The 23839-nt window shown below is 52.0% G+C and carries 26 protein-coding genes; 15 read left to right on the top strand and 11 right to left on the bottom strand.

Annotated elements, in window-relative coordinates; all coding sequences use genetic code 11:
- Nucleotides 1-63: 63 nt before the first annotated feature.
- Entirely contained in the window at nucleotides 64-426 is a 363-nt protein-coding gene (locus NEA10_RS06430; protein WP_252664510.1) for a ferredoxin-thioredoxin reductase catalytic domain-containing protein, read from the bottom strand.
- A gap of 173 nt (nucleotides 427-599) precedes the next feature.
- Between NEA10_RS06430 and sufR the strand changes: the two genes are divergently transcribed.
- The 5 genes from sufR (at nucleotide 600) to NEA10_RS06405 (ending at nucleotide 3809) form a co-directional block, all read left to right on the top strand.
- On the top strand, nucleotides 600-1253 hold the full coding sequence (gene sufR / locus NEA10_RS06425) for an iron-sulfur cluster biosynthesis transcriptional regulator SufR (RefSeq protein WP_252664508.1): 654 nt from the start codon (nucleotides 600-602) through the stop codon (nucleotides 1251-1253).
- A gap of 58 nt (nucleotides 1254-1311) precedes the next feature.
- Entirely contained in the window at nucleotides 1312-1704 is a 393-nt protein-coding gene (locus tag NEA10_RS06420; RefSeq protein WP_252664506.1) for an NDH complex assembly factor CRR9, read from the top strand.
- Between the two features lie 247 nt (nucleotides 1705-1951).
- Entirely contained in the window at nucleotides 1952-2863 is a 912-nt protein-coding gene (locus NEA10_RS06415; protein ID WP_252664505.1) for a Sll0314/Alr1548 family TPR repeat-containing protein, read from the top strand.
- Nucleotides 2864-2906: 43 nt separating this feature from the next.
- Nucleotides 2907-3356: a DUF3531 family protein gene (locus tag NEA10_RS06410; protein ID WP_252664503.1), complete on the top strand. Its 450-nt coding sequence runs from the start codon at nucleotides 2907-2909 to the stop codon at nucleotides 3354-3356.
- A gap of 15 nt (nucleotides 3357-3371) precedes the next feature.
- Nucleotides 3372-3809 (top strand): NUDIX hydrolase, encoded by a 438-nt coding sequence (locus NEA10_RS06405; protein WP_252664501.1) that lies wholly within the window; start codon nucleotides 3372-3374, stop codon nucleotides 3807-3809.
- A gap of 28 nt (nucleotides 3810-3837) precedes the next feature.
- Here NEA10_RS06405 and NEA10_RS06400 read toward each other — a convergent pair whose 3' ends face one another.
- From NEA10_RS06400 to NEA10_RS06370, 7 genes are all read right to left on the bottom strand, one after another.
- Complete coding sequence (locus NEA10_RS06400) at nucleotides 3838-4707, bottom strand: hypothetical protein (RefSeq protein ID WP_252664499.1); 870 nt, start codon at nucleotides 4705-4707, stop codon at nucleotides 3838-3840.
- Nucleotides 4708-4799: 92 nt separating this feature from the next.
- A complete protein-coding gene (egtD, locus tag NEA10_RS06395; protein WP_252664497.1) occupies nucleotides 4800-5834 on the bottom strand; it encodes an L-histidine N(alpha)-methyltransferase in 1035 nt (344 codons plus the stop codon).
- An 80-nt stretch (nucleotides 5835-5914) separates the two neighbouring features.
- Nucleotides 5915-6073 carry a hypothetical protein gene (locus NEA10_RS06390; protein WP_252664495.1) on the bottom strand — a complete coding sequence of 53 codons (159 nt, stop codon included), beginning with the start codon at nucleotides 6071-6073 and terminating at the stop codon, nucleotides 5915-5917.
- A gap of 161 nt (nucleotides 6074-6234) precedes the next feature.
- Nucleotides 6235-7368: an AAA family ATPase gene (locus NEA10_RS06385; protein ID WP_252664493.1), complete on the bottom strand. Its 1134-nt coding sequence runs from the start codon at nucleotides 7366-7368 to the stop codon at nucleotides 6235-6237.
- Nucleotide 7369: 1 nt separating this feature from the next.
- A complete protein-coding gene (locus NEA10_RS06380; RefSeq protein ID WP_252664491.1) occupies nucleotides 7370-7651 on the bottom strand; it encodes a hypothetical protein in 282 nt (93 codons plus the stop codon).
- Nucleotides 7652-7660: 9 nt separating this feature from the next.
- Nucleotides 7661-8719 carry an ABC transporter permease gene (locus NEA10_RS06375; protein ID WP_252664489.1) on the bottom strand — a complete coding sequence of 353 codons (1059 nt, stop codon included), beginning with the start codon at nucleotides 8717-8719 and terminating at the stop codon, nucleotides 7661-7663.
- Between the two features lie 65 nt (nucleotides 8720-8784).
- Nucleotides 8785-9297, bottom strand: coding sequence for an adenine phosphoribosyltransferase (locus NEA10_RS06370; RefSeq protein ID WP_252664487.1), 513 nt, complete (start codon nucleotides 9295-9297; stop codon nucleotides 8785-8787).
- 236 nt (nucleotides 9298-9533) lie between these two features.
- On the opposite strand from NEA10_RS06370, the gene NEA10_RS06365 reads away from it, so the two are divergent.
- Entirely contained in the window at nucleotides 9534-10142 is a 609-nt protein-coding gene (locus tag NEA10_RS06365) for a DUF3038 domain-containing protein (RefSeq protein ID WP_252664485.1), read from the top strand.
- A complete protein-coding gene (locus tag NEA10_RS06360) occupies nucleotides 10142-11497 on the top strand; it encodes a DUF4335 domain-containing protein (RefSeq protein ID WP_252664482.1) in 1356 nt (451 codons plus the stop codon). The genes NEA10_RS06365 and NEA10_RS06360 overlap by 1 nt, the downstream gene beginning before the upstream one ends.
- Nucleotides 11498-11507: 10 nt before the next feature.
- Here NEA10_RS06360 and NEA10_RS06355 read toward each other — a convergent pair whose 3' ends face one another.
- Nucleotides 11508-11648 carry a hypothetical protein gene (locus NEA10_RS06355; RefSeq protein ID WP_252664480.1) on the bottom strand — a complete coding sequence of 47 codons (141 nt, stop codon included), beginning with the start codon at nucleotides 11646-11648 and terminating at the stop codon, nucleotides 11508-11510.
- A gap of 175 nt (nucleotides 11649-11823) precedes the next feature.
- On the opposite strand from NEA10_RS06355, the gene NEA10_RS06350 reads away from it, so the two are divergent.
- Nucleotides 11824-12405: an OmpA family protein gene (locus NEA10_RS06350; RefSeq protein WP_252664478.1), complete on the top strand. Its 582-nt coding sequence runs from the start codon at nucleotides 11824-11826 to the stop codon at nucleotides 12403-12405.
- A 182-nt stretch (nucleotides 12406-12587) separates the two neighbouring features.
- Entirely contained in the window at nucleotides 12588-13571 is a 984-nt protein-coding gene (gene fmt, locus NEA10_RS06345) for a methionyl-tRNA formyltransferase (protein WP_252664476.1), read from the top strand.
- Here fmt and moaA read toward each other — a convergent pair.
- Nucleotides 13568-14560 (bottom strand): GTP 3',8-cyclase MoaA, encoded by a 993-nt coding sequence (gene moaA, locus NEA10_RS06340; protein WP_252664474.1) that lies wholly within the window; start codon nucleotides 14558-14560, stop codon nucleotides 13568-13570. The genes fmt and moaA overlap by 4 nt on opposite strands.
- Nucleotides 14561-14834: 274 nt before the next feature.
- Here moaA and hemB point away from each other — a divergent pair, with 274 nt between their 5' ends.
- Entirely contained in the window at nucleotides 14835-15833 is a 999-nt protein-coding gene (gene hemB, locus NEA10_RS06335; protein WP_252664472.1) for a porphobilinogen synthase, read from the top strand.
- A gap of 103 nt (nucleotides 15834-15936) precedes the next feature.
- On the top strand, nucleotides 15937-17424 hold the full coding sequence (locus tag NEA10_RS06330; protein WP_252664470.1) for a serine/threonine-protein kinase: 1488 nt from the start codon (nucleotides 15937-15939) through the stop codon (nucleotides 17422-17424).
- A gap of 66 nt (nucleotides 17425-17490) precedes the next feature.
- Here NEA10_RS06330 and mrdA read toward each other — a convergent pair whose 3' ends face one another.
- Entirely contained in the window at nucleotides 17491-19278 is a 1788-nt protein-coding gene (mrdA, locus tag NEA10_RS06325) for a penicillin-binding protein 2 (RefSeq protein WP_252664469.1), read from the bottom strand.
- Nucleotides 19279-19508: 230 nt separating this feature from the next.
- Here mrdA and NEA10_RS06320 point away from each other — a divergent pair, with 230 nt between their 5' ends.
- The 4 genes from NEA10_RS06320 to NEA10_RS06305 all read left to right on the top strand — a co-directional run bounded on the left by NEA10_RS06320 (nucleotide 19509) and on the right by NEA10_RS06305 (nucleotide 23701).
- The gene (locus NEA10_RS06320) at nucleotides 19509-20633 is read left to right on the top strand and encodes an ABC transporter ATP-binding protein (protein ID WP_252664467.1); all 1125 of its coding nucleotides are present in this window, start codon (nucleotides 19509-19511) and stop codon (nucleotides 20631-20633) included.
- A gap of 115 nt (nucleotides 20634-20748) precedes the next feature.
- The gene (locus tag NEA10_RS06315) at nucleotides 20749-21864 is read left to right on the top strand and encodes an ABC transporter substrate-binding protein (RefSeq protein ID WP_252664465.1); all 1116 of its coding nucleotides are present in this window, start codon (nucleotides 20749-20751) and stop codon (nucleotides 21862-21864) included.
- A 45-nt stretch (nucleotides 21865-21909) separates the two neighbouring features.
- Complete coding sequence (locus NEA10_RS06310; protein WP_252664463.1) at nucleotides 21910-22815, top strand: ABC transporter permease; 906 nt, start codon at nucleotides 21910-21912, stop codon at nucleotides 22813-22815.
- 85 nt (nucleotides 22816-22900) lie between these two features.
- Nucleotides 22901-23701, top strand: coding sequence for an ABC transporter permease (locus tag NEA10_RS06305; protein WP_252664461.1), 801 nt, complete (start codon nucleotides 22901-22903; stop codon nucleotides 23699-23701).
- Nucleotides 23702-23839: the final 138 nt, after the last annotated feature.

Raw genomic sequence — 23839 nt, 5'->3', positions numbered from 1 at the left:
TTGAGTGAAGGTGGGAGGGGAGGGGGACATCTCCCCAGGGGTCAGCAGATTGGAGGGTCTGCCCTAGACTTGGTTGGTTGTAGCGCGAATCTGCTCGTTGGTGATGTTTTGCTCCCGCCCGGCGAAGTCGTTATCTTCGGTGAGGAAGAGCATACAGTGGCATTCTTTGCGTTCCCGCATGGGGACACAAGGGCAGTTCCAATAGGTGGCCTTAACTTCGGCTTCTTTGTCTTCGTAGTGGCGACAGGGACACAGAGGCGCACCTAACTCATCCTTATGCTTGGCTAGCCCCTCAATGACCACGGCGGTGATGCTTAAGTCTGAACAGAAGTAAGTCCCCGTCCGTTTGGCGTACTGTTCGGAGAAGCGCCGCATGGCATCTAGGTTTTTTTCGGTTGCCTGCTGGGGGTTGGTGGGTGCAGTCATAGGGAAGGGTTGATAAACGTCTTTGTCTATAATGGAGTCTAAAGCAACTTGGCTGTTGTTTATATCCCTAGTTGTAGGTTACTTTAGCAACAGGCAAGTTGTCAAAGTCTAAGACATAATTTCTATCATACGCTGCCGATTGTACTGCCGTATTGGCGTTAGGGATAAGGAACATGAGGGCGACCACACAGAATCCATCCACGAAAGACGACATCCTCTATTATTTGCTCAAACAGGGTCAGGCTAAGGCTCAGATGCTGTCTGAGGTACTGAAGATTAGCCCCCAGGCCATTCGACGACATCTGAAGGACTTAGAGGCTGAGGGGTTAATTCAACATGGCTCAGTGCAGGTGGGGATGGGCCGTCCTCAACATGTGTATGAGCTGACGGACGCCGGACGTGCCCGCTTTCCCCATCATTATGATGAGTTTGCGGTGTCCCTGTTGGACACTCTGGCGGAAACGGTGGGCCAAGATGGAGTTGGCCAGGTATTGGAGAAACAATGGCAACGTAAAGCCATGGCCTATCGCCATCAACTCGGAGAAGCTCCCCTGGGGGAACGGATTGCCAATTTAGTGGAGTTGCGCCGCCAGGAGGGCTATATGGCGGAACTGGTGGAGTTGGAACCTGACGCTAAGGGAGGGCCCCGGTTTGTGGTGGCGGAGTACAATTGCGCTATCTCCAATGTGGCGGAGTCTTTCCCGACGGTTTGTAGCCATGAGTTGGATATGTTTGCCCGCGCGTTGCCGGATTGTCAGGTGCAGCGGACTCATTGGATGATTGATGGGGAAAATCGCTGCGGTTATCTGATTGAACAGGCCGGTTAGGGAAGAGGGGGCGGATTTGGGATAGCCTAAAACCAGATGTGCCTGGTTTGATGTCATTATGACTACTCCCTCTCCGATGACGGTTGAGTTTTTACAACCGGATGAAGCGGCTAAGGTTGATGCTGCTCTGTTATCCTCGCAAGAAAAGTTCTTGACAAGATTAGCAATTTATGCACTAAGGTCACTTCAGCAAATTTCTCAAACCACCCAAACCCCAGCGGAGGAGATTACCCCAGACCAGGTGGCGGATTGGATTCAACAGGATGCCACGATTCAGGCACAGGTGGATGTGGATGCGAGTTTTGCCACCTTCTTTAGTAATTTGGTGGTGGCCTCTCAGAAGCCTCTGGTGCAGATTTGCCAGGAGACGGAACAGCCTCTGGCGCAGATTACGGTGGAGCAGATTATTGATTGGTTTGAACGGGAGTCGAAACGCCGCTTGCAATCGTGAACGGTTCAGACTGGATTGATGGCTGATTCAGGTTTGGGGGCGGAACTCTGAGTCTCCGGATCAGTCTCAGAGGCTAGTGAAGGCTTGACTCATCAGATGGGCGATCGCCTATCTGATGTTTTTCTCTTGAGTGGGGGGCCTGAGCCGGAATGATTGGGGGAACCCAAGCTGGGCCGGCACTGAATCCCCTGAACTATACTTAGAGATCAGAGTTTTGGAACGAGTTTTGGAAAACGCCCCGATGACTATGAGTAAACAATTTGGCTGGCGATCGCGATTAGGGGGAAGCGTCAGTGTGGTGGCGATCGCCCTAGGGACTTGGCTCACCCCCGCCTGGGCCGGCGACCCGTTCCGCCGTGAAAACCCCCGTAATATCAGTGATACCACGGAACAGGCCTTTGAAGCCTTTTTCCGGGTTGGCAACTATCCCCTGGCGGCTCAGCAGGTGGAATTAGCCTTATCTGAAGCCAGTGTGGACCCGATTCTCTACGCTATGCGGGCCTCATTAGTGTATCTGGAAGACCCCGATAATCTCCCCAGTGAGTTTAAAGACTACGCCACCCTCACTCGCTCACGGGCCGAGGCCTTAGTCAATCAAGATCCCTTACGGGGAAATATCTATATTGCGGTCGGTCATTTCTTAGAAGGGGCCTACGCTCTCAAAAACGAGGGGATGGTGCGGGGAGTTCCCACGGCCCTGTCGAAGTTACAACAGGTTTTCCGCCATCTTGATCGCGCTACAGCGGTTGATCCAGAAGATCCCGAACTCAACATCATTAAAGGCTATATGGATTTGATGTTGGCGACGAACTTACCCTTTTCCAATCCAGAACGGCCTATCGAGCGCCTGCAAACCTATGCGGCCCCGGAATATTTGGCGAAACGAGGTTTAGCTGTCGGATTTCGGGATCTCAACCGCTTTGAAGAAGCCATGGCCGCCGTCGATCGCAGTTTGGAACTCACCCCCGAGAATCCTGAGATTATGTATCTGAAAGCTCAGATTTATGTCGATAGTGGCGATCGCGCCTCCAGTCTCCCCTGGTTTGATCGGGCCCTGGCGATGCGAGAGCAACTTCCGGCGGAATTAGTCCGCCAAATCCAACGGGAACGGGATCAGGCCCAGCGACGGGTGGATGCAGAACAAGCCTCAAACCGGTAAGCTAGGTAGTTGACCTCAAGTTACCCCCGAGTGCGATCGCCCTATGGACGTTCAGTTTCGTGAATATAATCCCTTTGACGTTTGGTTTTGGCTAGAGTTCGACAACATCCCCTCCCCCGCCGAACAGCAATACCTCGAACAACTGTTTGAATCCTGGTTTTACCTCGGGAAACTGGGCGGCTTCAACGCCGAAAATCTACAAGTACAGGAGGAAGGGTTAGATATCAGTTATATGGACTACAACGATCGCCCCGACCACGGCGCTATCCTGGCCCTGATGCACAATATGGGTGAGTTTGAGTATCAGGGAAACTGGGGACGTTGTTGGTTTGACTTAGGAACCAGTGATGCGATCGCCCTAGATGTGCTAATTAACGCCCTGCGTCAACTCAGCCTAGATTATGTCAGCATCCCCCGTCTGATTATCGGCGGAGAAAATGAGGACTGGCCCATTCCCAGTTCTCATACCGCCCAATTTGCCGACTATAACTAAGCTAAACAGGCCAACATGGGTAAGTATAATTCCATTCGCGTCATCGCCCTGGGACTGATTCGGGATGGCGATCGTCTCTTTTTATCCGAAGGCTATGACCCCAAAAATAAAACGGAATTTTATCGCGCCTTAGGGGGCGGCGTTGAGTTCCTAGAAACTAGCTTAGCTGCCTTAAAACGAGAATTTCAAGAAGAAGTCCAAGCGGATTTAACTAATATCAAATATCTCGACTGTATCGAAAATATTTTCGAGTATAAAGGCAAGAAAGGTCACGAAGTTATCCAACTGTATCGCTGTGACTTCGTTGATAAAACCTTTTACGAGCGAGAAACGGTCCCCTTTTTAGAAGGGAAACGAAAAAAAATCGCTCGTTGGGTCGAAATCGAAAAATTCCGTTCAGGAGAGTTAACCCTGTATCCCAAGGGCTTTTTACGCTATTGCGAAGCCGTTTAATACCATCATCCCCTCAAACCACCTACCCTTAAGAGGGGTTAATTTTGGAGTTCACCACCTCCATATTGGGAACAGTGAGAATTTCCTCTCCCTGATGAAACACCCGTAACGTTGCCGGTGCGCCGCCATCTTCAACAATGGGGGTAGCCAGGGAATAGAGATAGTCACCCTGTTCCCAACCGTAGCCACAAACCCCCCGACGACAACTGACGACCCCTCCTTCTAGGGCGAGACAGTTATTCTCATCATCACAACCATAATAGGTCAACTCCCCCGTATTATTGACCCCATCCCAAGTTTCCATTTGTCCAACCATAACCCGCCAGGTTCCATCACTGAGGACATACCAATCCTTGCCAATACTAATCAGATCCGAGAGGAGCATTGTTTGGCGAGTGCGTCCACAGGGTTCATTGCTTTCACAATCGGCGACGGTTCTTTCCGTATAGGCCAATCCTAAGGTTTGTCGCAAAAATTGGTCCTCGTTATCGCAAATTTGATACTCGGCACCGATAACCGAAGTATTCCCCCGTAAATCAGTGACCGTCACGTAGCACATCAAATCGCCAACTTGCGTCTCTTCAATGGTGGCCACCTCCGGTAAGTTTTGCTCCCAGGGGGGTGGCGGGGAGGGGGCCGGTGCCGACTCATCAGCAGAAGGCGTATCTTGAGGTGGAGAGACAGCAAGCGAATCCTCCTCATCCTCCGAGGCGGGAGGCGGGGATTCCGTTGGGGGAGGAGAGGGACTGGGTCCGGGGTCTGGTGAATTAACCGGTTCCGATGGAGATTCCTGATTGGCCCCATGGGAGGCGATGGGGTTTTCCGGGACGGTATTACAGGCCCCGAGAGACAGGGCGAGGGTTAGAAAACTCAGGGTGAAGGTTTTACGGTATTTCATGGTGAAGGCGTTACAACAACTTATGTCTGTTGTAGCGGCCCTGATGAAAGATTAGAGCCTGGGCGAGTCACTTCGGCGATCGTCAAGATGCGTTACGGACAACGGCGGCTTAACAAAACCGCAAACCTGTTTTGAGGGTCTTGCCAGGTATGCCGTGTCTCAAGCTTAACCCCCTTAAGGGTTTCAATAATTTCAGATGGTTTAAATTTACGGGAAATCTCCGTTTGAATCGTCTCCCCGGCGGCTAAGTCTACAGTTAAATCCAACTGGCGTAGGGTAGCCGATTGTGGGACTGTACTGCGCAGGTGCATTTCGATTTGGGACTCTTTTTCGTTAAAAAAGGCCCAATGTTCAAACTGTTTCAGATTAAAGTTGCCCTCAAAGCGTCGATTGAGATGAGCCAACATATTGAGGTTAAACTCAGCAGTCACCCCTTGAGCATCGTTGTAGGCGGCTTCCAAGATGGGTTTAGGCTTCACCAAGTCAACCCCTAAGAGAAAATACTCACCGGGATGGAGGGCCTGGCTAACACGTTCTAGAAATTGCTGACAGGCTTGGGGTTTGAGGTTGCCGAGGGTACTGCCGAGAAACAGCAATAGGCGGCTGTCGGCTTCTGTGGGGGGGAGGTGATCGAGAGCCTCTTCATAGGTTCCCACGAGACCTTGAACCTGGAGTTGAGGGTAATCTTGGAGTAGCCGTTGAGCGCTCTGTTGCAAAATGCCACCACTGACATCAATGGCACGATAAATGAGGGACGCTGTCTTATCTGGAAGGGATTGAGAATAGGCGTCAAGGAGTAGGCGAGTTTTACGAGAACTCCCACTCCCGAGTTCCACCAGTTCGCTGTTTCCGGTGAGGGCGACGATTTCTGGGGCGGCGGTGTGTAGAATACTAGTTTCGGTGCGGGTGGGGTAGTATTCGGGGAGATCGCAGATTTGCTCAAACAGTTGGGAACCGCGATCGTCGTAAAAGTATTTAGCGGGCAGGGTTTTGGGAATCTGTTGCAAGCCGTGACGCACATCGGCCCCGGCTTGAGAGGGGTTAGGGGTGGTTTCCAAAAGGTGAGTGACGGTGAGGCGGGTGGTCTGGGGATGGGGCTGAGGATGGGTGGATTGGGAGAAGGACATAGAGATTGATGGTTTTAACGCACTTTACCTTTATTGTCCCACTTGCCTGGAGAATCAATAAATCCCATCGACCTCAATCCTCAGGATAGGGCAGGAAATTGAGCGATCGCCTCCCTTAAGCTTTGCCATTCCGCCAACCACTCCCAAACAGGTTCCGGGGATGTCTCCAGACGGCTGAGGATGCGGGCTAAAAACTGTCCAGGTTCTCCCAAACCCATCTGCATTAAGTCAGAACCCATCGCAGCCAATAAATCTTTCCCTGAAAAAACGGTTAAAAAATGGGTGAATTTTGCGCCAGAACGCTCAAAGCTAGGGATTACCCGGCAGCCTGTCCCCAAAACAATTGATTGCAGAACCCGGATATCTAAACTCTTCTTCGACCCCTCACAGTATAGATTTCCTACAGGCATAAAGACCCTCCAGGGAGGCGATAGGTATCATCTTCGCCCACAATATCATTCACGGCATCAGAGTGAGTTGTAATAATGAATTGGCAGTTATCGGAAAGCTTAAGAAGTTGACTGGTGAGAGTTTGAGCTAGGGGAGGATGTAGATTTAGATCGATTTCATCAATCAAGACAACGGAGTTGGCAATGTGCTGTCTAACCATTGTGTAAAAGATTGGCAAAACGGATTGTTCTCCCGCAGACATCTCTGCTATATCGTAGCTCTTTTTGCCATCACTAAATAGAAAAAAGTTCTGATTATCACGAGAATCTCCTGACTGTAGTAATGGCTCCGCACCTTGAATCGAGCGACTGGTAAAAATAGCTTGATAAAGCTTCTCTAATACCATTAAATAATTTTGAGGATGGTCTAGTTCCGTCTGATTATTTTGCCGTTCAAACCAGTTTAGTAAATACTCTCGATACTGAGATACCCCCGTTTTAGGTAAACTGTTCTGAGCATTTGGTTCTGCTAAATCCTGATCGTTAAGTTTTGGAGGGTATGATAGATTACGGAATTGGTCAAACCAAAATACCCCGGGCAGTTTAGCAAAATCAGACAGGGAAAAATACTGCCAAACTGATGGATCTTGTCGTGCTATTTTAACAAGATTACGAGCATAGTATCGACCCAAAAGTTGAGAACGTTCTTCTAAGCTATTGTCTTCACCCACACGCCAATACTCCCCATAAAGGTTGATTTTTAACTGTTTGGAATCACCCGGCAGCACAAAATTAGGGGGGCGAAATTTTGGCGGAAATGAATCATACCAAAGCTGAGCGATGTGCTGTGTTGATTCGATTTCCTGGGAAGATAAAGACACTTCTAGTTCTAAGGTTGGGATACCCCATTGATAATACCGGCTGGCTAAGAAACCACTCCAAGAAAACTCATTTAAATCTGAAATCGTTTTAGTGGCAAGCGCAAGGGGAAGAGCGATCGCTTGCAAGATTGTGGTTTTGCCAGTCCCGTTATCCCCTAAAATTAGGAAGCGATTGCTCACTTCTGCTAACGTTTGATTTTTAAAGGAGATAAACAACTCATCAAACCGTTTGAATTTATCAATCAAAATTGATTCGATTTTCATATCAAGTCGCTGTTAAAAACTCTAAACGAGGCAGGAGTGGGTCGCGCACGAGGGCAAATCCCGCATATCCCCACCGCTGAAGTATAGTTTTTAGGGTGGGAGTTGCTAGGGATTCTACGGCGAGTTGCTCTTTATACTCTTCGGCAAAGCGGTTGACGTAACTGAGAGCGTCAAAATGTTCGGTGAACATCAACAAATAGCGATCGCCCTCTGCGTCAGGTCGGGCAGCGAGATATTGCCCATCTTGTTGCGATCGCAGGACATAATAGGTTTGAGATAACATCGCTCTCTCTTACTTACTATCGGTTAATTGAATCCGAGGGTCAACGGCTTTGAGTAATAGGTCAGCCAGCAAGTTCCCGACAATGAGCATGGTTGCCCCCATCATCAACCCCGCCATCACCACATAGGGGTCTTGGGCCCGTAACGCATCCAAAATCAGTTTACCCAAGCCCGGCCAATTAAAGAAAAATTCAGCAATAAATGAGCCACTCAATAGGGCAGCAAATTCAAACCCCAACAGAGTAACTAGGGGGTTAATGGCATTGCGTAAGGCATGAACATAAATGACCTTATTTTCCGGTAACCCTTTGGCGCGGGCAGTGCGGATATAATCCTGTCGTAAGACATCTAATAGCTGCCCTCGCATCAACCGCTGTAATCCAGCAAAACTGGTAATACTCAGAGCTAATGTGGGTAAGAAAGCGTGCCAGAGAATATCCAACATTTTGCCCACAGGCGATAAATCCTCATGAAAAACGCTGGTCATATTCCCCACAGGAACCAAAGGCGTTAAGTTCTGAGCCAAAATCAGCAGCAACAAGGCCGTGATGAAACTGGGAAACCCCTGTCCGCCATAACTGACCACTCGTAACACTCGGTCTAGGGTGCTGTTTTGGCGCACGGCGGCCACAATTCCCAAAGGGATGGCAATACTCCAGGTGATAATCAATGAAAAAATCGAGAGAAGTAAGGTATTCGCCACCCGACTGCTGATGAGCGTCGTGACATTTTGCTGAAACATCAGACTCCAGCCAAAGTCTCCTCGGGTCACAATGGAGGTTAACCAGAGGAAATATTGCGTCACCGGCGGTTGATCCAAACCATACTGTCGCCTCAAATCATCGAGCATCTCCTGGGAAACCGTGGGATTCTGGCTGTAGGTATCCAGAAAATCCCCAGGGGCTAATTGCATCACGGCAAAACATAAAATTGAGGCAAAAAACAAGGTTAAGAGTCCTTGCCCCAATCGTTGCAGAATGTAGAGTAACGTATCATTCTCAAACAGCCGCAGCAGACGCTGAGTTAGGGGAGGCTGGGATTTGCTGGAGGTGGATTGAGGGGAAGCCATAGACAGGAGATAGGGTTGCAAGGGACAGAATACGACCGGGAACGACTCACCTTAATCCTTCAATCTTAATACTGAACTAAGGTCACAATGGGAACCTGAGGTAACTGCTCCCGCCCAGCTAAGGCGTTGAGTTCGATGACAAAGGCAAAGCCAATCAGTTCTCCGGCTGACTGTTGCACCAGTTGGGCAGTGGCTTTGGCGGTTCCCCCAGTGGCGATAAGATCATCGACAATCAGAACTCGTGCGCCTTCGGGAATGGCATCTTGATGGATTTCTAGGCGATCGCTCCCATATTCCAGTTCATACTCCACAGTATGAACGGCCCGAGGCAGTTTTCCCGGTTTCCGCACGGGGACAAAGCCGGCCCCGAGTTGGTAGGCTAGATGCACACCAAAAAGAAAGCCACGGGACTCCATGCCAATGATAATATCGGGCTGGAGGGGAGTGCATTGTTCAACCAGGCGATCAAGGGCAATCTTGAGTCCCTCGGGATTGGCCAGCAGGGTGGTGATGTCTCGGAAGAGAATTCCCGGTTTGGGAAAGTCAGGAACGTCGCGGATGAGAGCTTGTAAATCCATAATGATGAATGGCGGCTATATCTGGCCAATGAGTGATCCCCCTAAGACTGGGGACATCGACATCAGTCTCCACAAATCCTATCAGGAAAGTATAGCCATCCGGGTTTAGCCGAGGGACGCCGAAACTGCCCTGGACGGCCGGCGATCGCCCAGAATGTAATAATCTAGCTTTGAGCGGTTGCTCTGATGAGCCAGTCATTGCCCCCTAACCACGTTACCTGTTAGCTTCGCGCCTCATGGTCTCCAATCCTCTCGAAACACACGATTCCACTCTACTGCTGCGACAACAGCAATTGCCGGATATGCCAGTCACTCATCATGGCTGTTCTCGGCGTACTCGTGTCCAACTGGATTTGATGTTGTTGGCGATTGAAGCGCTGGATTTGAGCGGTTCTGAGAAAATTCTCAGTTTGGCTCGCCAGTTGGAACTCAATTCCGTGTTGAGCGATCGCGTCACCGTCTGGCGTATCCGTAACACGAACCCCCTACGGCGGGCCAGTCGTCGCCGTCCCCTCTCCCAAGAGGAGGCCAAGGTCTTAACGATTATCATCTGCTACCTGGCCCGCTCCATGACTATCCCATTGCGGCAGCTGAATAAAGAGGCCCAGCAACTGCGGGAACAACATCTCCCCCTAGATAAAAACCCTCAGTTAGCCTTTTATCTCTCCCGCTTCCGGGCCCACTTCCGCAGCCGTATGAATCCTCGACGCTCGGCGGTGATGGTTTACGACACGGACGAAAAACTCGATAATCTGGCCGTTGAGTTGTTAGAAAAGCTACTATTTTGTACTGGAACCGCTGGCTTAACTCGGTTTTGGGTGAGTTTGTTTGATGGAGAAATCTGATGGTTGTACGGCGCAAGTATAGTTTACCGGGATGTACCCTGATTGTAGAGGGATTGGATGACCCCAATGGGTCCTCAGGGTCTAATGGATCGGCGCGATCGCCCTTGTCGGTGTTGGTGAGCGCGGAATGTCATGTTGTGGGCAAACCCGATGCCCTCAGCGGCGGCCAGGAGTTTCTCGATGAGTTAACGGCGGCCATCAGTGACTACACCCAAAGTTTTTTGGGCATGGGGAAAGTGGCGGTGGAATCTCCGAAATCCTGGGTCACCCTAACCCCCTTGGAAGGCGGACTGCATCGGCTGAATCTGCGATCGCCCGAAAGCGGCACAGACCCCTTACAACTGGATTTAACCACCCTGCAACTGTTTGATGTGGTGGATGTGGTGGATCAGCTCTTGAGCGATCGCCAGACTCTCCCCGATCGCCATCTCAAGCTTCTGCCAAGAAACCGTCGCCAAGCCAAAAACGAGGAACCGGTCGCCCAACGGGCCGCTCCCCTAGCCCTGGGCTTATCCAGTCTCGTGGTCGCCGCGTTAGCCCTGTCCCCCTTACCCGTTCCTGAAGTTGACCCCCCCCGGGACGGTGTAGTCGAGTCAGAAGAGGTCAGTGATAATGGCCCCAACGCAACAGGTGTCCCTCCCGGGGGCAACGATGGCGAGGGGAATCTCGATGGGGCTGAATTAGCTACCGTCCCCACCATTGACGACCCCAACCTCTTAGGGGCCTTACGCTATAAGCTCTTTTATGACATAGACCAGGCTTGGACCACATCACCGACCTTTGAAAACGACCTAGTCTATCGGGTAAGTGTTGGGGAAGATGGAGCAATTGTCGGCTATCGGCCCGAGGGCGATCGCGCCGGGGACTTCCAGGAGGAGATTCCCCTATCGGACTTGTTATACCTCCCCGTGGCCGGAGGGACGGCTGAGGTGGAATCCCTAGCTGAGTTTCGAGTCGTCTTTCGACCCAATGGCGTGCTGCAAGTTAGTCCTTGGGATGGCTATCCCAGTCCCCCCGGAGCCATTCCCCGCATTACCGATGTAGCCACCATTGATCGACTCATTTTTGACGTGCGGGATGCCCTTTATGATCAATGGGAGGAGATCCCTGTCTTTGATCGCAACTTAGACTATCGTCTCGCCGTCACCGAAGATGGCACCATCACCCAATATGAACCCCTCTCCGCTGCGGCCTCAAGCTATTTCGCAGAACTGCCCATTGGCCCCCTCTACGATCCAGCCGCCGGCGTTGAGATTCAAGAGGATCGGGTTACCCTAGTTCCCGTTGCTGAGTTTCGAGTGGTCTTTACCCCAGGAGGAACTATCCAAATTGGCCCCTGGGATGGACGACGTTAACCCCCATGACTCAATCTCCTCCTCCCGATTCCAATTCTGCCCGCTCCCGGCGCGATCGTCGTCGGGCCAATCGTGCCTCGGCCCCATCTCCTGCACCCACATCTGGCTCTTGGCTGGGGGCGATCGTGGTCTTAGTCTTTCGTCTACTCACCTTGGGAGTCAGTCTAAGCGTTGGAGTCATAGCCGGCTTAGTCCTTGGATATACATCCCCCCAAACCAATCCCGAAAAGCCCCTCAGCGAACGCTGGCGAGTGCAAATTCGCCAAATCACCAACCCACCCCCGCCCTCCACAACCGCTGAACCCACCCTCCCCGACCTCGATCGCATGCAACTGCAACAGGCCATTATTCAGTTACAAGACGACATCACCCAGCTCAATCGTCAACTGGCCGAGTTAACCCCCGAGGACTCCCCCGAAGACGACGAGGACGGCGTAGATTTCGAGGCCCAAAAAGCGGAACTCCAATCACAAATCACCCTCGTCTCCAGTCGCCTAAGCCAGCTTCAATCCCTCGTCGAACCGCCCCCAGCCACCGTCCCCCCCCGTCTAACCCCAGGAATGCCCCTGCGTCTAACCCTACCGAGTGACGTATTATTCTCCGACAGTGGCGAAGTCCTCGATCCCACCCGAGCCACCATCCTCGATCGCCTCCTCGACGAACTACAAACCCTAGAAGGGGCAACCGTATATATTGGTGGCTATCTCGACGCCAGCGACGATTTCGAGGCCAGCCTCGATCGCACCTTTGAACAAGCCCAACAAGTGCAACAATACCTAGCCAGCAACACCGACACCCCCCTACGCTGGGTCAGCATCGGTCACGGTTCCAGTCGTTTCGCCGCCAGGAACAACAGTCCCGCCAACCGCCAACGCAACCGCCGCATCGAAATCCGAGTCAAACCCTAACCCCCCTATTGCCCAAATGATGCGTTCCGGCAAGTTTGAGTCGATAGGCTTAAGTTAAAACCCCTACTGATGCCGGGACGCATCCTACCATCTCTTGCCTCTTGCCTCTTGCCTTTTGCCTTCTGTTCCCTGTTCCCTGTTCCCTGTTCCCTTCTTCCCCCCTCTTGCCTTTTGCCTAATCCATGAACCTCATCTTCCTGGGAACCCCCCAATTCGCCGTCCCCAGCCTCAAAACCCTAATCGAGCATCCTGAGTTTCATGTCTCAGCGGTAGTCACCCAACCCGACAAACGCCGGGGACGGGGCAAAACCCTAATTCCCTCCCCCGTTAAAACCGTCGCTGTTGAGGCAGGGATTCCCGTTTGGCAACCGCAAAAGATTAAGAAAGATGTTGAAACCCTTGACAAATTGCGACAGAGTCAAGCGGATTGTTTCCTTGTTGTGGCTTATGGACAAATTCTCTCCCAAGAGATTTTAGATATGCCCCGGCTCGGCTGTATTAATGGTCATGGTTCCCTCTTACCCAAATATCGAGGAGCTGCCCCCATTCAATGGTGTTTGTACCATGGAGAATCTCAAACCGGCATGACCACCATGCAGATGGATGTGGGGATGGATACGGGGGCAATGTTACTGAAGTCCTCTCGGGATATTCAGCTACTGGATAATGCCTGGGATGTGGCCGCCAGTTTGGCTGAAGACTGTGGGGCCCTGCTAGTCCAAACCCTACAGGGATTAGACGCAGGAACTCTCCAGGCTACCCCTCAAGATGATGAAGCGGCCACCTATGCACGACTGATTCAGAAGTCGGATTATGAGTTGGATTGGACACGGCCGGCGATCGCCCTCCATAATCAGGTGCGTGGCTTTTACCCCAACGCCGTCACTCAGTTTCGAGGACAATCTCTAAAAGTGAAAGCCACAATTCCGCTGGGAGAGCGGTATTATGACCAACTTCCAGACCCCTTAGTCAGTCAATTACGCTCCTCCCTCAACCCCGAGTCGGGAGAACCGGGGCAGGTGGTGCAAATTCTCAAAAACGTGGGACCCGTCGTGCAAACGGGAGAGGGGCTTTTGTTACTTCAGGAGGTCCAACTCGCGGGCAAGAAAACCCAGTCAGGCTGGGATTTCGCCAACGGAACTCGCTTAGAACCTGGACCCCTTTAACCGCCGATTTGTGACATCGTCCGTTGATAGGTTCCGGAACTGTTGCCCATATCTCGTTCCTTGAAGTTAATCTCGGGTTTCAACTGTAACAGGGTTTGGACCTGTTCTCGCAGTTGAGAGAGGGGGACTCCCTCCCGTAGAGCCTGACGTAGATTGAGTTGCCCCGTTTCATTGAGTAAACAGGGCCGCAGCCAACCATCCGCCGACAGTCGCATCCGATTACAGCGATCGCAGAAACATTCGGACATCTGACTAATAAAGCCGAGGGTTCCCTGGGCCCCGGGAATTTGAAAAATATCCGCTGGCCCCGCTCCCGTGACACTGGCGGCTTCTAACCCCCAGCGTTGGCGGATTTGCTCCCGTAGCGTCTCCGAAGCCACCCAGCCGTTGTTCTCAAATAAATGACCATTGCCGATGGGCATAAATTCAATAAAACGAATATGCCATTGACGCTCTAGGCTCAGGGCCGCCATATCTAAGACTTCCCCATCATTCACCCCCGGAATCACAACCATGTTGAGTTTTAGGGGGTTAAACCCCACTTCATAGGCGTTCTGGATGCCCTCCCAGGTGCGCTGCCAGCGGCTTTGACCGCGATTTCCGATGATTTTGTCAAATGTATCGGCATCCAGGGAGTCTAGGCTGATATTGAGGCGATGGAGTCCGGCATCATAGAGGGGTTGAGCCAGTTGGGCCAATAAGAAGCCATTGGTTGTCATGGCTAAATCCTCTGTCTCGGGGAGGGCGGCGATATCACGGGCGATCGCCACCACGTCGGGCCGTAACAGGGGTTCGCCGCCAGTGAGTCGGAAGCGGCGAAAACCCAGGGGAATAAAGACCTCTTGCAAGAGACTCAGCAGTTCTTGGCGCGTCAAGAGGTTTTGTTGCAAAATATAGTCAAGTTCGTCGCCATCGGGCATACAGTATTGACAGCGGAAGTTGCAGCGATCAATCAGACTAATGCGGAGATAATCGACGGTAGGGGTCATCAAACTAGAACCATGAAGGGCCACTGCTCCACATTTTACTGAATTGGATGCTGAAGAGGATTCTCAAGAGTGTGAGGCCGCTCCGTTGCTGGATGTTGCAGAACGTTACGGAATGTTTACCCTGTGCCCATCAATGACGTACCATGCTTCGATGGTTGGCCCATCAGCGGGATGATTGGCGATCGCCCCTAAGCACAACCTCCGTCTTTGTTGCATCACAGCTTAACATCTCTTTTTAGTCCAACTTCCCCCTAACGCCTCATTCGTTTCAAATATGTCTACATCGTCCTACGTCCTCGACCTGATCCAACGTCCCCGCCGCTTGCGTCGCAACGAATCCCTACGACGCATGGTTCGGGAAACTGAGTTATCCGTCAACGATCTGATTTATCCCATGTTTGTCATGGAAGGGGAAAATCAGAAAGTTGAAGTGGTGTCGATGCCCGGCTGCTATCGCTTTAGCCTGGATTTGCTCCTCAAAGAAGTAGCCGAGATTGCCGCCTTGGGGATTCCAGCGATCGCCCTATTCCCGGTCATTTCCGAAAGTAAAAAAGACGAAACCGGCAGCGAAAGCTATAACCCCGAGGGACTGGTGCAACAAACCGTCGCCGCCATCAAAGCCCAAAGCCCCGATTTAGTCGTTATTACCGACGTGGCCCTCGACCCCTTCACCAGTCACGGTCATGACGGCTTACTTGATGAAGCGGGCTATATCCTCAACGATGAAACCGTGGAGGTTTTAGCCAAAATGGCTGTATCCCAAGCCCGGGCCGGGGCCGATATGGTCGCTCCCTCCGACATGATGGATGGACGGATTGGGGCTATTCGCCAAGCCTTAGACAATGAAGGCTTCACCAACGTTGCCATTCTCGCCTATTCTGCTAAATACGCCTCCGCCTACTACGGTCCTTTCCGGGATGCCCTTGATTCCGCCCCCAAATCTGGCGATAAGAAAACCTATCAAATGGACCCGGCTAATGCGATCGAAGCCATTAAAGAAGTCGAGTTAGACATTGCCGAAGGTGCCGACATCGTCATGGTCAAACCCGCCTTACCCTATTTGGATATCATTCGCCAAATTCGCGATGTCACCGACGTTCCTGTCGCAGCCTATAACGTCAGCGGCGAATATGCCATGATTAAAGCCGCCGGAGAAAAAGGCTGGATTGACGAGAAAAAAGTGATGCTGGAAACCCTCGTCAGCATCAAACGGGCCGGGGCTACCCTGATTTTGACCTATTTTGCTAAAGAAGTGGCCTTGCTATTGAAGTAAGTCCCGAGTTGCGAATCACTCCGTTGTAATGTTGACATGACCAGCCCAGATGGGGGGGTCGAGCGAGTATCCTGGAGGAAACTGCCTAACCCCCTCCCCGGCCATGAGCTATTGTGTCAATCGTCGCTGTGCTAAGCCCGAAAATCCTGACTCCGCCCAACACTGTCAAAGCTGTGGTCATGCCCTGATTTTGCGCGATCGCTACCAAGTCATTCAGCCCCTCGGTCGTGGCGGGTTCGCCAAAACGTACCTCGCCATTGATCACGATTTACCCTCCCGGCCCCGCTGTGTCGTCAAACAACTGCATCCCCAAAACCGAAAGGGCCAATTAGGGGCGAAAATGCTAGAACTGTTCCATCGGGAAGCGGAAAATCTGCATCGCCTGGGACAACATGCTCAAATTCCCACCCTCTTTGCCCATTTTGAGCAAGAGGGCTATTTTTATCTCGTCCAAGAGTGGATTGAGGGAAAGACCCTAAGCGAAGAACTGCAAGATACGGGCACCTTTGACGAGTCCCAGATTCGCGACCTCCTGGGGCAACTGTTGCCAGTCTTAGACTATATTCACGGCCAGCAGAGTATCCATCGCGACATCAAACCCGATAACATCATGCGCCGTCGTCGCGATGGAAAACTGTTTTTGATTGACTTTGGCGTCGTTAAAGTCATCCAAGAGCAACCCGCAGAGTCCAGTTACACCGCCGTCGGCAGTGCCGAGTACATGGCCCCGGAACAAACGCGGGGTCAAGCCTTTCCCGCCAGTGACCTTTATAGCCTAGGGGTAACCTGCGTCCGTCTCATGACCGGGATTTCCCCCTTAGAACTCTACGACATCGTTGGGGGACGCTGGGATTGGCAACGCTCCCTCCCCCTCACCCATCATATCAGCCCTCAACTGACCGATGTGTTGAACAAGTTGCTGGAAACCCCCCTCAGTCAGCGTTTTCATGCCGCCAAAGATGTCCTGACCGCCCTCAAGGCCCCACCTCCTGCCCCCAAAGCCGCCCCCCGACTCACGCGCAGCAAAGCGGTTCCCCCTCCTCGACTGCCGAAACCCGAGATTGTTATCGAACGAGCTAACCCTCCGCGTTCTCGCCTATCCTTCATTGAGCAACTCTTTCACAAAGCGCCCGATGTTCCCCTACCCTCAGAGGTTGGGTTAGACTACAGCGAACTGTGGACCTTACTACGACGGCGACAGTGGGAAACCGCCGATCGCCTCACCCATAAATTCCTTTGTCAGGCCGCCCGAGGAACCTCAGCGGGTCATCTGGCGACTCGGGAGATTGAAGCTCTCCCCTGCCTCGATTTACAGACCCTGGACTACCTCTGGCGCTTCCATTCGGGCGATCGCTTTGGCTTTACGGTTCAGCAGCAACTCTATCAACAAGTGGCTGGAGACTATCCCTTATTTTGCGCCACCGTCGGCTGGAAACTCAGTGCCGGGCGATCGCCCTCCCTCGACTTCACCTACAGCCTCAAAGCCCCCGTCGGTCATCTCCCCTCCCGCCGCTGGGCCAAAGGCTTCGAACTCTGGCGCAGCCTCAAAGCCCTAGACGAAAAACTCAGTCAATGCTTCCCCTACCACTAACCCCCACCCCCCTATTGCCTATTGCCTATTGCCTATTGCCTCCTTCTCCCTATTGCCTTCTTCTCCCTATTGCCTATCTTCCCTAAAATAATCCTTTAACACCTCAAGCACCATAGGCGCCGCAAAGGCCCCGCCTCCTTTACCCGCATGTTCCCCAAGGGCAACCACAAGAATTTCCGGGTCATCCATAGGAGCATAAGCACCAAACCAAGCATGAGAGGGATGGGGAGGAGCTTCTGCCGTTCCCGTTTTTCCCGCAAAGGGTGGAATCTCAGAGGTATTGACATTGGTGGCGGTGCCATCCGTAATCACCTGACGTAAGCCCCGTCTCAACACATCAATCGTGTCCTGGCTGAGATTCATCGATTCACGCCAATAACTCACATCCACATCCAAACTGCGTAAATGGGGTCGAACCATATAACCCCCATTCGCCGGAACCGCCATCATCATGGCCTGTTGTAGCGGTGAAGCCTGTAAGAAGCCCTGGCCAATCGACATATTAATCGTATCCCCCTGATACCACCCTTCCCCTAACACCCGCTCCTTCCAAGCCGCATCAGGAACCAAACCGGGCGATTCTTCTGAAGCTAACTCAATACCACTTTTACGGCCAAAACCATAGCGACGAGTCCAATCAATCAACACCTCACCGCCAATCCGTTGAGCAATCTGATAAAAGAACGTATCACTACTCCAAGCCATCGCCCCCTCAAAACTCAAGGGACCAAAGCCAGCTCGGTTCCAATCCCAGAATTGAATTCCCCCAGCCGTAATGTACGGGTAGGTTGGTAGAACAGTGTAGGGAGGATACGCGCCAGACTCGATCGCCGCCGTAGTTGTAACAATCTTGAAGGTACTAGCGGGGGGAAACACCTGTAGGGAACGGTTGACAAAGGGATAGCGAGCCGCTTGCAACCGTTGCCAATCGGCCTCCGTAATACGCCCAGAAAAAATATTCGGGTCAAACGCCGGGCGGCTAACCATCGCTCGTACCGCCCCATCACGAGGATCAATGGCCACGATCGCCCCCTGTGTCTCTCCCAAGGCTCTCTCAGCCGCCTGTTGTAGCTCTAAATCCAGAGTAATTTGAACATCACGCCCCCCTTCTGCCTGTTTTTCCCCCAACACCTGTAGCACCTGGCCACGACTGTCCACCTCAACCTGTCGTCCGCCCCATTCCCCCTGAAGTTCCTTTTCAAACGCCGCCTCAACACCCATCTGGCCCACAATGTCCCCAAGACGATATTTATTATCCGGTTGGGCTTCTAAACGGGATAGATCTTCATCACTAATCTCACCGGTATAGCCTAAAACATGGGCCGCCAAACGACCATGAGGATAATGGCGTACCGCTTCAACATTCACCTCAATCCCCGGCAATTGGGGACCATATTCCGTGAGGGCAATGACCTGAGCTGGGGTCAAACGACGGGCGACACGAATCGGGAGAGCTGAATTATACCCAGTCTGCACCAGACGTTCCATGACCTGTTCCGAGGGAATATTGATAATCTCACAAAGTCGTTCAACCGTATCTGGCCATAACTCAGGAGGTTGAGCTAAGGGCCAAAGATACACCGTATGGGAGAGACTAGACGTTGCCAAAATTTTGCCATTACGGTCAAAGATATTTCCTCGCACCGGTTGGGTGGGAATGAGGCGGATACGATTATTCTCCGCCAGTTGACGGTTTCGAGTCCCTTGGATCAGTTGCAGATAGGCCAAGCGGGCCCCAATCCCGCCCACCATCACGACCGTGATACTGATCATCATCAATACGGCTTGGACAAGACTACCAATACTGCGTTGGTTCGTGCGGCTACCATAGCCATTAGAGGGAATCGAGGTCATAGGAGAATTAAATCAAACAAATGAGGGCAAGGTGTTCAGACCACCTCAGTCAAAAAACACAGGTATCGCCAATCATTATAATTGGACAACTCAGGGTTGCACGGCTAAATATAGGAGAAGCGCTCAGCTTGTCGCTAGACTAGACTAGAGCGAGGTTGAGCGAAATCCTCTGAGGGGAGTTCGCTAGCTTCCCCGGAATTTGGGACAACGACTATCTAGGAGCCGTCACCATGCTGCAAGCTGCCAGCCAAAACAGCGATCTCAGCGGACTTGAATCCGATTTCGATGTGGAACTTCATCGTGTCTTCAAAGTGTTCAACGGCGAAACGGCCGTGCGCGGCGTTGAAGTGCAAATTCGCCGAGGTGAGTTTTTTAGTATTCTCGGCCCGTCAGGCTGCGGAAAAACCACCACCCTACGACTTATTGCCGGCTTCGAAACCCCCTCAGCCGGAGAAATTCTCATTCGGGGTCGTTCCATGACCCAAGTTCCTCCCAACGAGCGACCGGTCAATACCGTCTTTCAAAACTATGCTCTCTTTGACCACATGAGCGTTTGGGAGAACATTGCCTTTGGCTTAAGGTTAAAACGCATTGGCCGCAGTGAGATTCAGCAACGGGTGGAGGAGATGTTGCAGTTGGTCAAGATGGAGGCCTTTAGCAATCGCTATCCCAAACAGTTATCCGGGGGCCAACGACAACGAATTGCCCTGGCCCGGGCCATTGCCAATCGTCCAGCGGTACTGCTGTTAGATGAACCCTTGGGAGCGTTAGATCTGAAACTGCGTAAGGAAATGCAGATGGAGTTGTCCAACCTGCACCGCAATTTGGGTCTCACCTTTATCACCGTCACCCATGACCAAGAAGAGGCTCTATCGATGTCCGATCGCATTGCCGTCATGAATGATGGCAAAATTGAGCAAATCGGCTCCCCCACTGAGATTTACCAACGGCCATCTACGCCGTTCGTCGCAGATTTCATCGGTGAGACGAACCTTTTTGAGGGAACTGTGGAAAGTCAGGATCATGACCTGGTCGTAGTCCGGAGTCATTCCGGTTTAAAACTGGTGGTAGCACGGCAGCCAGAAAACGAGCATCTGAGCCATCATGCCGTGGTCAGCATCCGGCCTGAAAACATTCAATTGCATTCAGATCCCCCCGAATCTGCCCCAAACCTCTACCGGGGCCATCTGCAAACCGCCATGTATCTAGGAACTCACACCCACTGTGTTGTCACCCTTGATAGTGGGGAATCCGTAACGTTGCGCCAAGTCAGTCGTCCAGAAGACCTACCGAGTCCTGACTCTCCCGTCTATTTATCCTGGCACCCCCATCAAAGCATTGTCTTGGCCGCCTAACTCCCTAGAGTAACCCTCCAGAACAGGGTACGATAGCCCAGGAATGGTTCTGGGGAGCCGAGTGTTCTGATTGCTGTGTCCACTCCTCTCTCGTGACCCTTTGCAACTATGATCCGTGACTCATCCCCCTACATCCTTCATTAGACGGATTCGCCGCCGTCAGTTTCTGCAAACCTCAACAGCCGCTCTCTCAGGGTTGGCTCTGTCAAGTTGTGGTTGGACGTTAGCCAATGTCCGCTCAACGGTGCAAACTGCCGATGATATTCTCTATATTTATACCTGGGCCGGCTATACAGACCGGGAGGTGATCGAACAGTTTTTTGAAGAAACTGAGATTCGCGTCATCGCCGATGTTTTCTCCTCTAACGAGGAAATGCTGGCCAAACTACAAGCTGGAGCGGGTGGGGCCTATAGCCTTATTTATCCCTCCGATTACATGGTCCGTCGCATGATCGATGAAGAATTGCTCCTAGAACTCGATCATGATCGCATTGATGGCCTCGATACCCTCTTCCCCAATTTCCAAAATCCTAGCTACGATCCCGGTAACCGTCACAGTGTCCCCATCAGTTGGGGAACGACGGGCTTAGTCTTTAACACAACGGTTCTGGTGCCGCCACCGGATGATTGGACGTACCTCTGGGAAAATCGTCAACGTCTCACCCGCCGCCTCACCTTACTCAATGACTCTCGTGAGGTGTTTGGGGCAACCCTGCGGATGTTGGGCTATTCCTATAACAGCACCAATCCCCAAGAAATTCGCGCCGCCTACAATAAACTTGTGGAACTCCGACCTACCATTGCTGCCTTTGACTCCGATGCTTGGCGACCGCAAATCCTAGCAGGAGACTTAAAGGTGGCTATGTGCTTCTCTTCCGATGCCAATGAGGTGATTCAAGAAAACTCAGATCTGGCCTATGTGTTGCCCCGTAGTGGGTCTTCCATTTGGACGGATGCTCTGGTGATTCCCCGCACTGCCCCCAATGTGGATGCGGCCTATGCTTGGATTAACTTTATGCAGCGTCCTGAGGTGGCGGCACGGATTGGAGAACGGTTGAGTTTTGCCACCCCCAATAAGGCGGCCTTTGCTAAGTTACCTCAGTCGGTTCAAAACAATACGAGTCTCTTTCCCCCGGACTCGGCTTTGGAAAAATCTGAAAGTCTAGAACCCATTCCCCCTGAGATTGGAGAAATTTATAATCAGTATTGGACTCGCTTGACCAGTGGTTAAGTTACTTGCGTATCTCTCACCTGCCCTTTTTAATGTCAGAACACCGTGTCTGTTTCTCCTCCCCCCTCTGCCCCCTCCCCAAGCCGCAAATCTGAGTTACCTTGGGGAAGCCGCTGGCTAGGTGTCACGGGACTCCTTGCTCCCGCTGGCCTGTGGTTACTCTTGTTGCTCGTGTTGCCGACGTTGGTAATTTTCCAGTTAAGTTTGGTTCCTAATATCCGACCGGGGGATGTGGTCATTCCCTCGGGTATTGATAATTACCTGCGGGCCCTCGACCCAGGGAATTTGCGGGTAGTGTTGCGATCGCTCAAGTTCGCCTTGGGAACGACGGGCCTCTGTTTACTCTTGGGCTTCCCAGTCGCCTATTGGATTGCCCTATTAGCCCCTCAACGCTGGCGTAATTTATTGCTGCTGGGGTTTGTTTTACCCCTCTGGACCTCTTCTCTCCTACGGACCTATGCCTGGATTGCGATTTTGCGACCCACCGGAGTGATGAATTCCCTCTTTGGCTTGCTGGGATTGCCCGCCTTGGATATTCTCAATCGCCCTTCGGCGGTGTTAGTGGGTATGAGTTATAGTTTCCTGCCTTATATGGTCTTGATTCTCTACTCGTCCCTGGAAAAACTCGATCGCCAACTCTTGGAAGCCTCGGCAGACCTTGGCGCAACCCCAATTCAAACCTTTTGGAAAATCACTGTTCCCCAATCTTTACCTGGAATCGCGGCTGGGTCTTTGTTGGTATTTATCACCAGTTTAGGGGACTTTATTGATCCAGAACTCCTTGGAGGGGCCTCCAGTATGACCGTCGCTCGGCTGATTTATAACCAGTTCTTGGGCCAAACTCCCAATTGGGGTTTTGGTTCCGCGTTGAGTATGGTCTTAATTTTCGCAGTGAGCCTGGCGATTGCCCTCCTACTTAAATATGGTGACTCTTCAGCGACCCAACGCTAATGTCGATTAAACCCCTATGACTGAAACGGCTCCTACTCCGCAACCGGATCTCGATCATCCTGATTCCCCTGATCTCCCTTTGGATATGGCACATTCTTCGTTTAAACCGCGCGTTTCTCTGCAATCGGCATTTGTGGGGTTGATGTTTGTGTTTATGTATTTGCCGATTTTGGTGTTGGTGGTCTATAGCTTTAATGAGTCTGCCTATAGTGCTGCATGGGAAGGATTTACCTGGGAGTGGTATGAGTATCTCCTGTCGGACTCTCGTATTTTCGCGGCCCTGCGCAATAGCCTGACGGTGGCCATTTCGGCGGTAGCCGTTTCGGCGGTGTTGGGAACCTTGATGGCCGTGGGACTGGCTCGCTATCGTTTTCCGGGCCGCCGACTCTATTTAGGAATTTCCTATTTACCCCTGATCATCCCTGATATTGCCATTGCGGTGGCGACGTTGGTTTTTTTGGCGGCGGTGGGGTTATCCCTGAGTCTCTGGACGATTGTGGCAGCTCATATTGTCTTCTGTTTAGCCTATATTGCTATTGTGGTCTCCACTCGCTTGGCGGATTTGGATCGCAATTTGGAGGAGGCGGCTTTGGATTTGGGGGCCACCCCAGTTCAGGCGTTTTTTAAAGTCCTGTTGCCCCAGTTGATGCCGGGAATTGTCTCGGGGTGCATCTTGGCATTCATCCTGAGCATGGATGATTTTTTGATTGCTAGTTTTACCGCCGGGGCCGGGGCCACAACTCTGCCGATGGAGATTTTCAGCCGCATCCGCACTGGGGTTAAACCGGATGTGAACGCCTTAAGTGCTATTTTAATCAGCTTCTCGGCACTCCTGGCTGCCATTGCTGAGTGGGTCCGTTACCGGGGGGAGTTGCAACGACGATAGGGGGGCGATCGCGTTAAGATTGCCCCAAGGCCGAAGCCAACCCATAGGAAAGCTAGGTAACCTAAAACTGAGTCAGGCTATCCTAGCAGCGTACAGTTGAGAACCATTAGTTAACTCAGACGAGTCAGGGACGCCTGA

It is taken from the genome of Phormidium yuhuli AB48 (assembly GCF_023983615.1).
GTDB lineage: Bacteria > Cyanobacteriota > Cyanobacteriia > Cyanobacteriales > Geitlerinemataceae > Sodalinema > Sodalinema yuhuli.
This window is presented reverse-complemented; position numbering and strand designations above follow the sequence as displayed.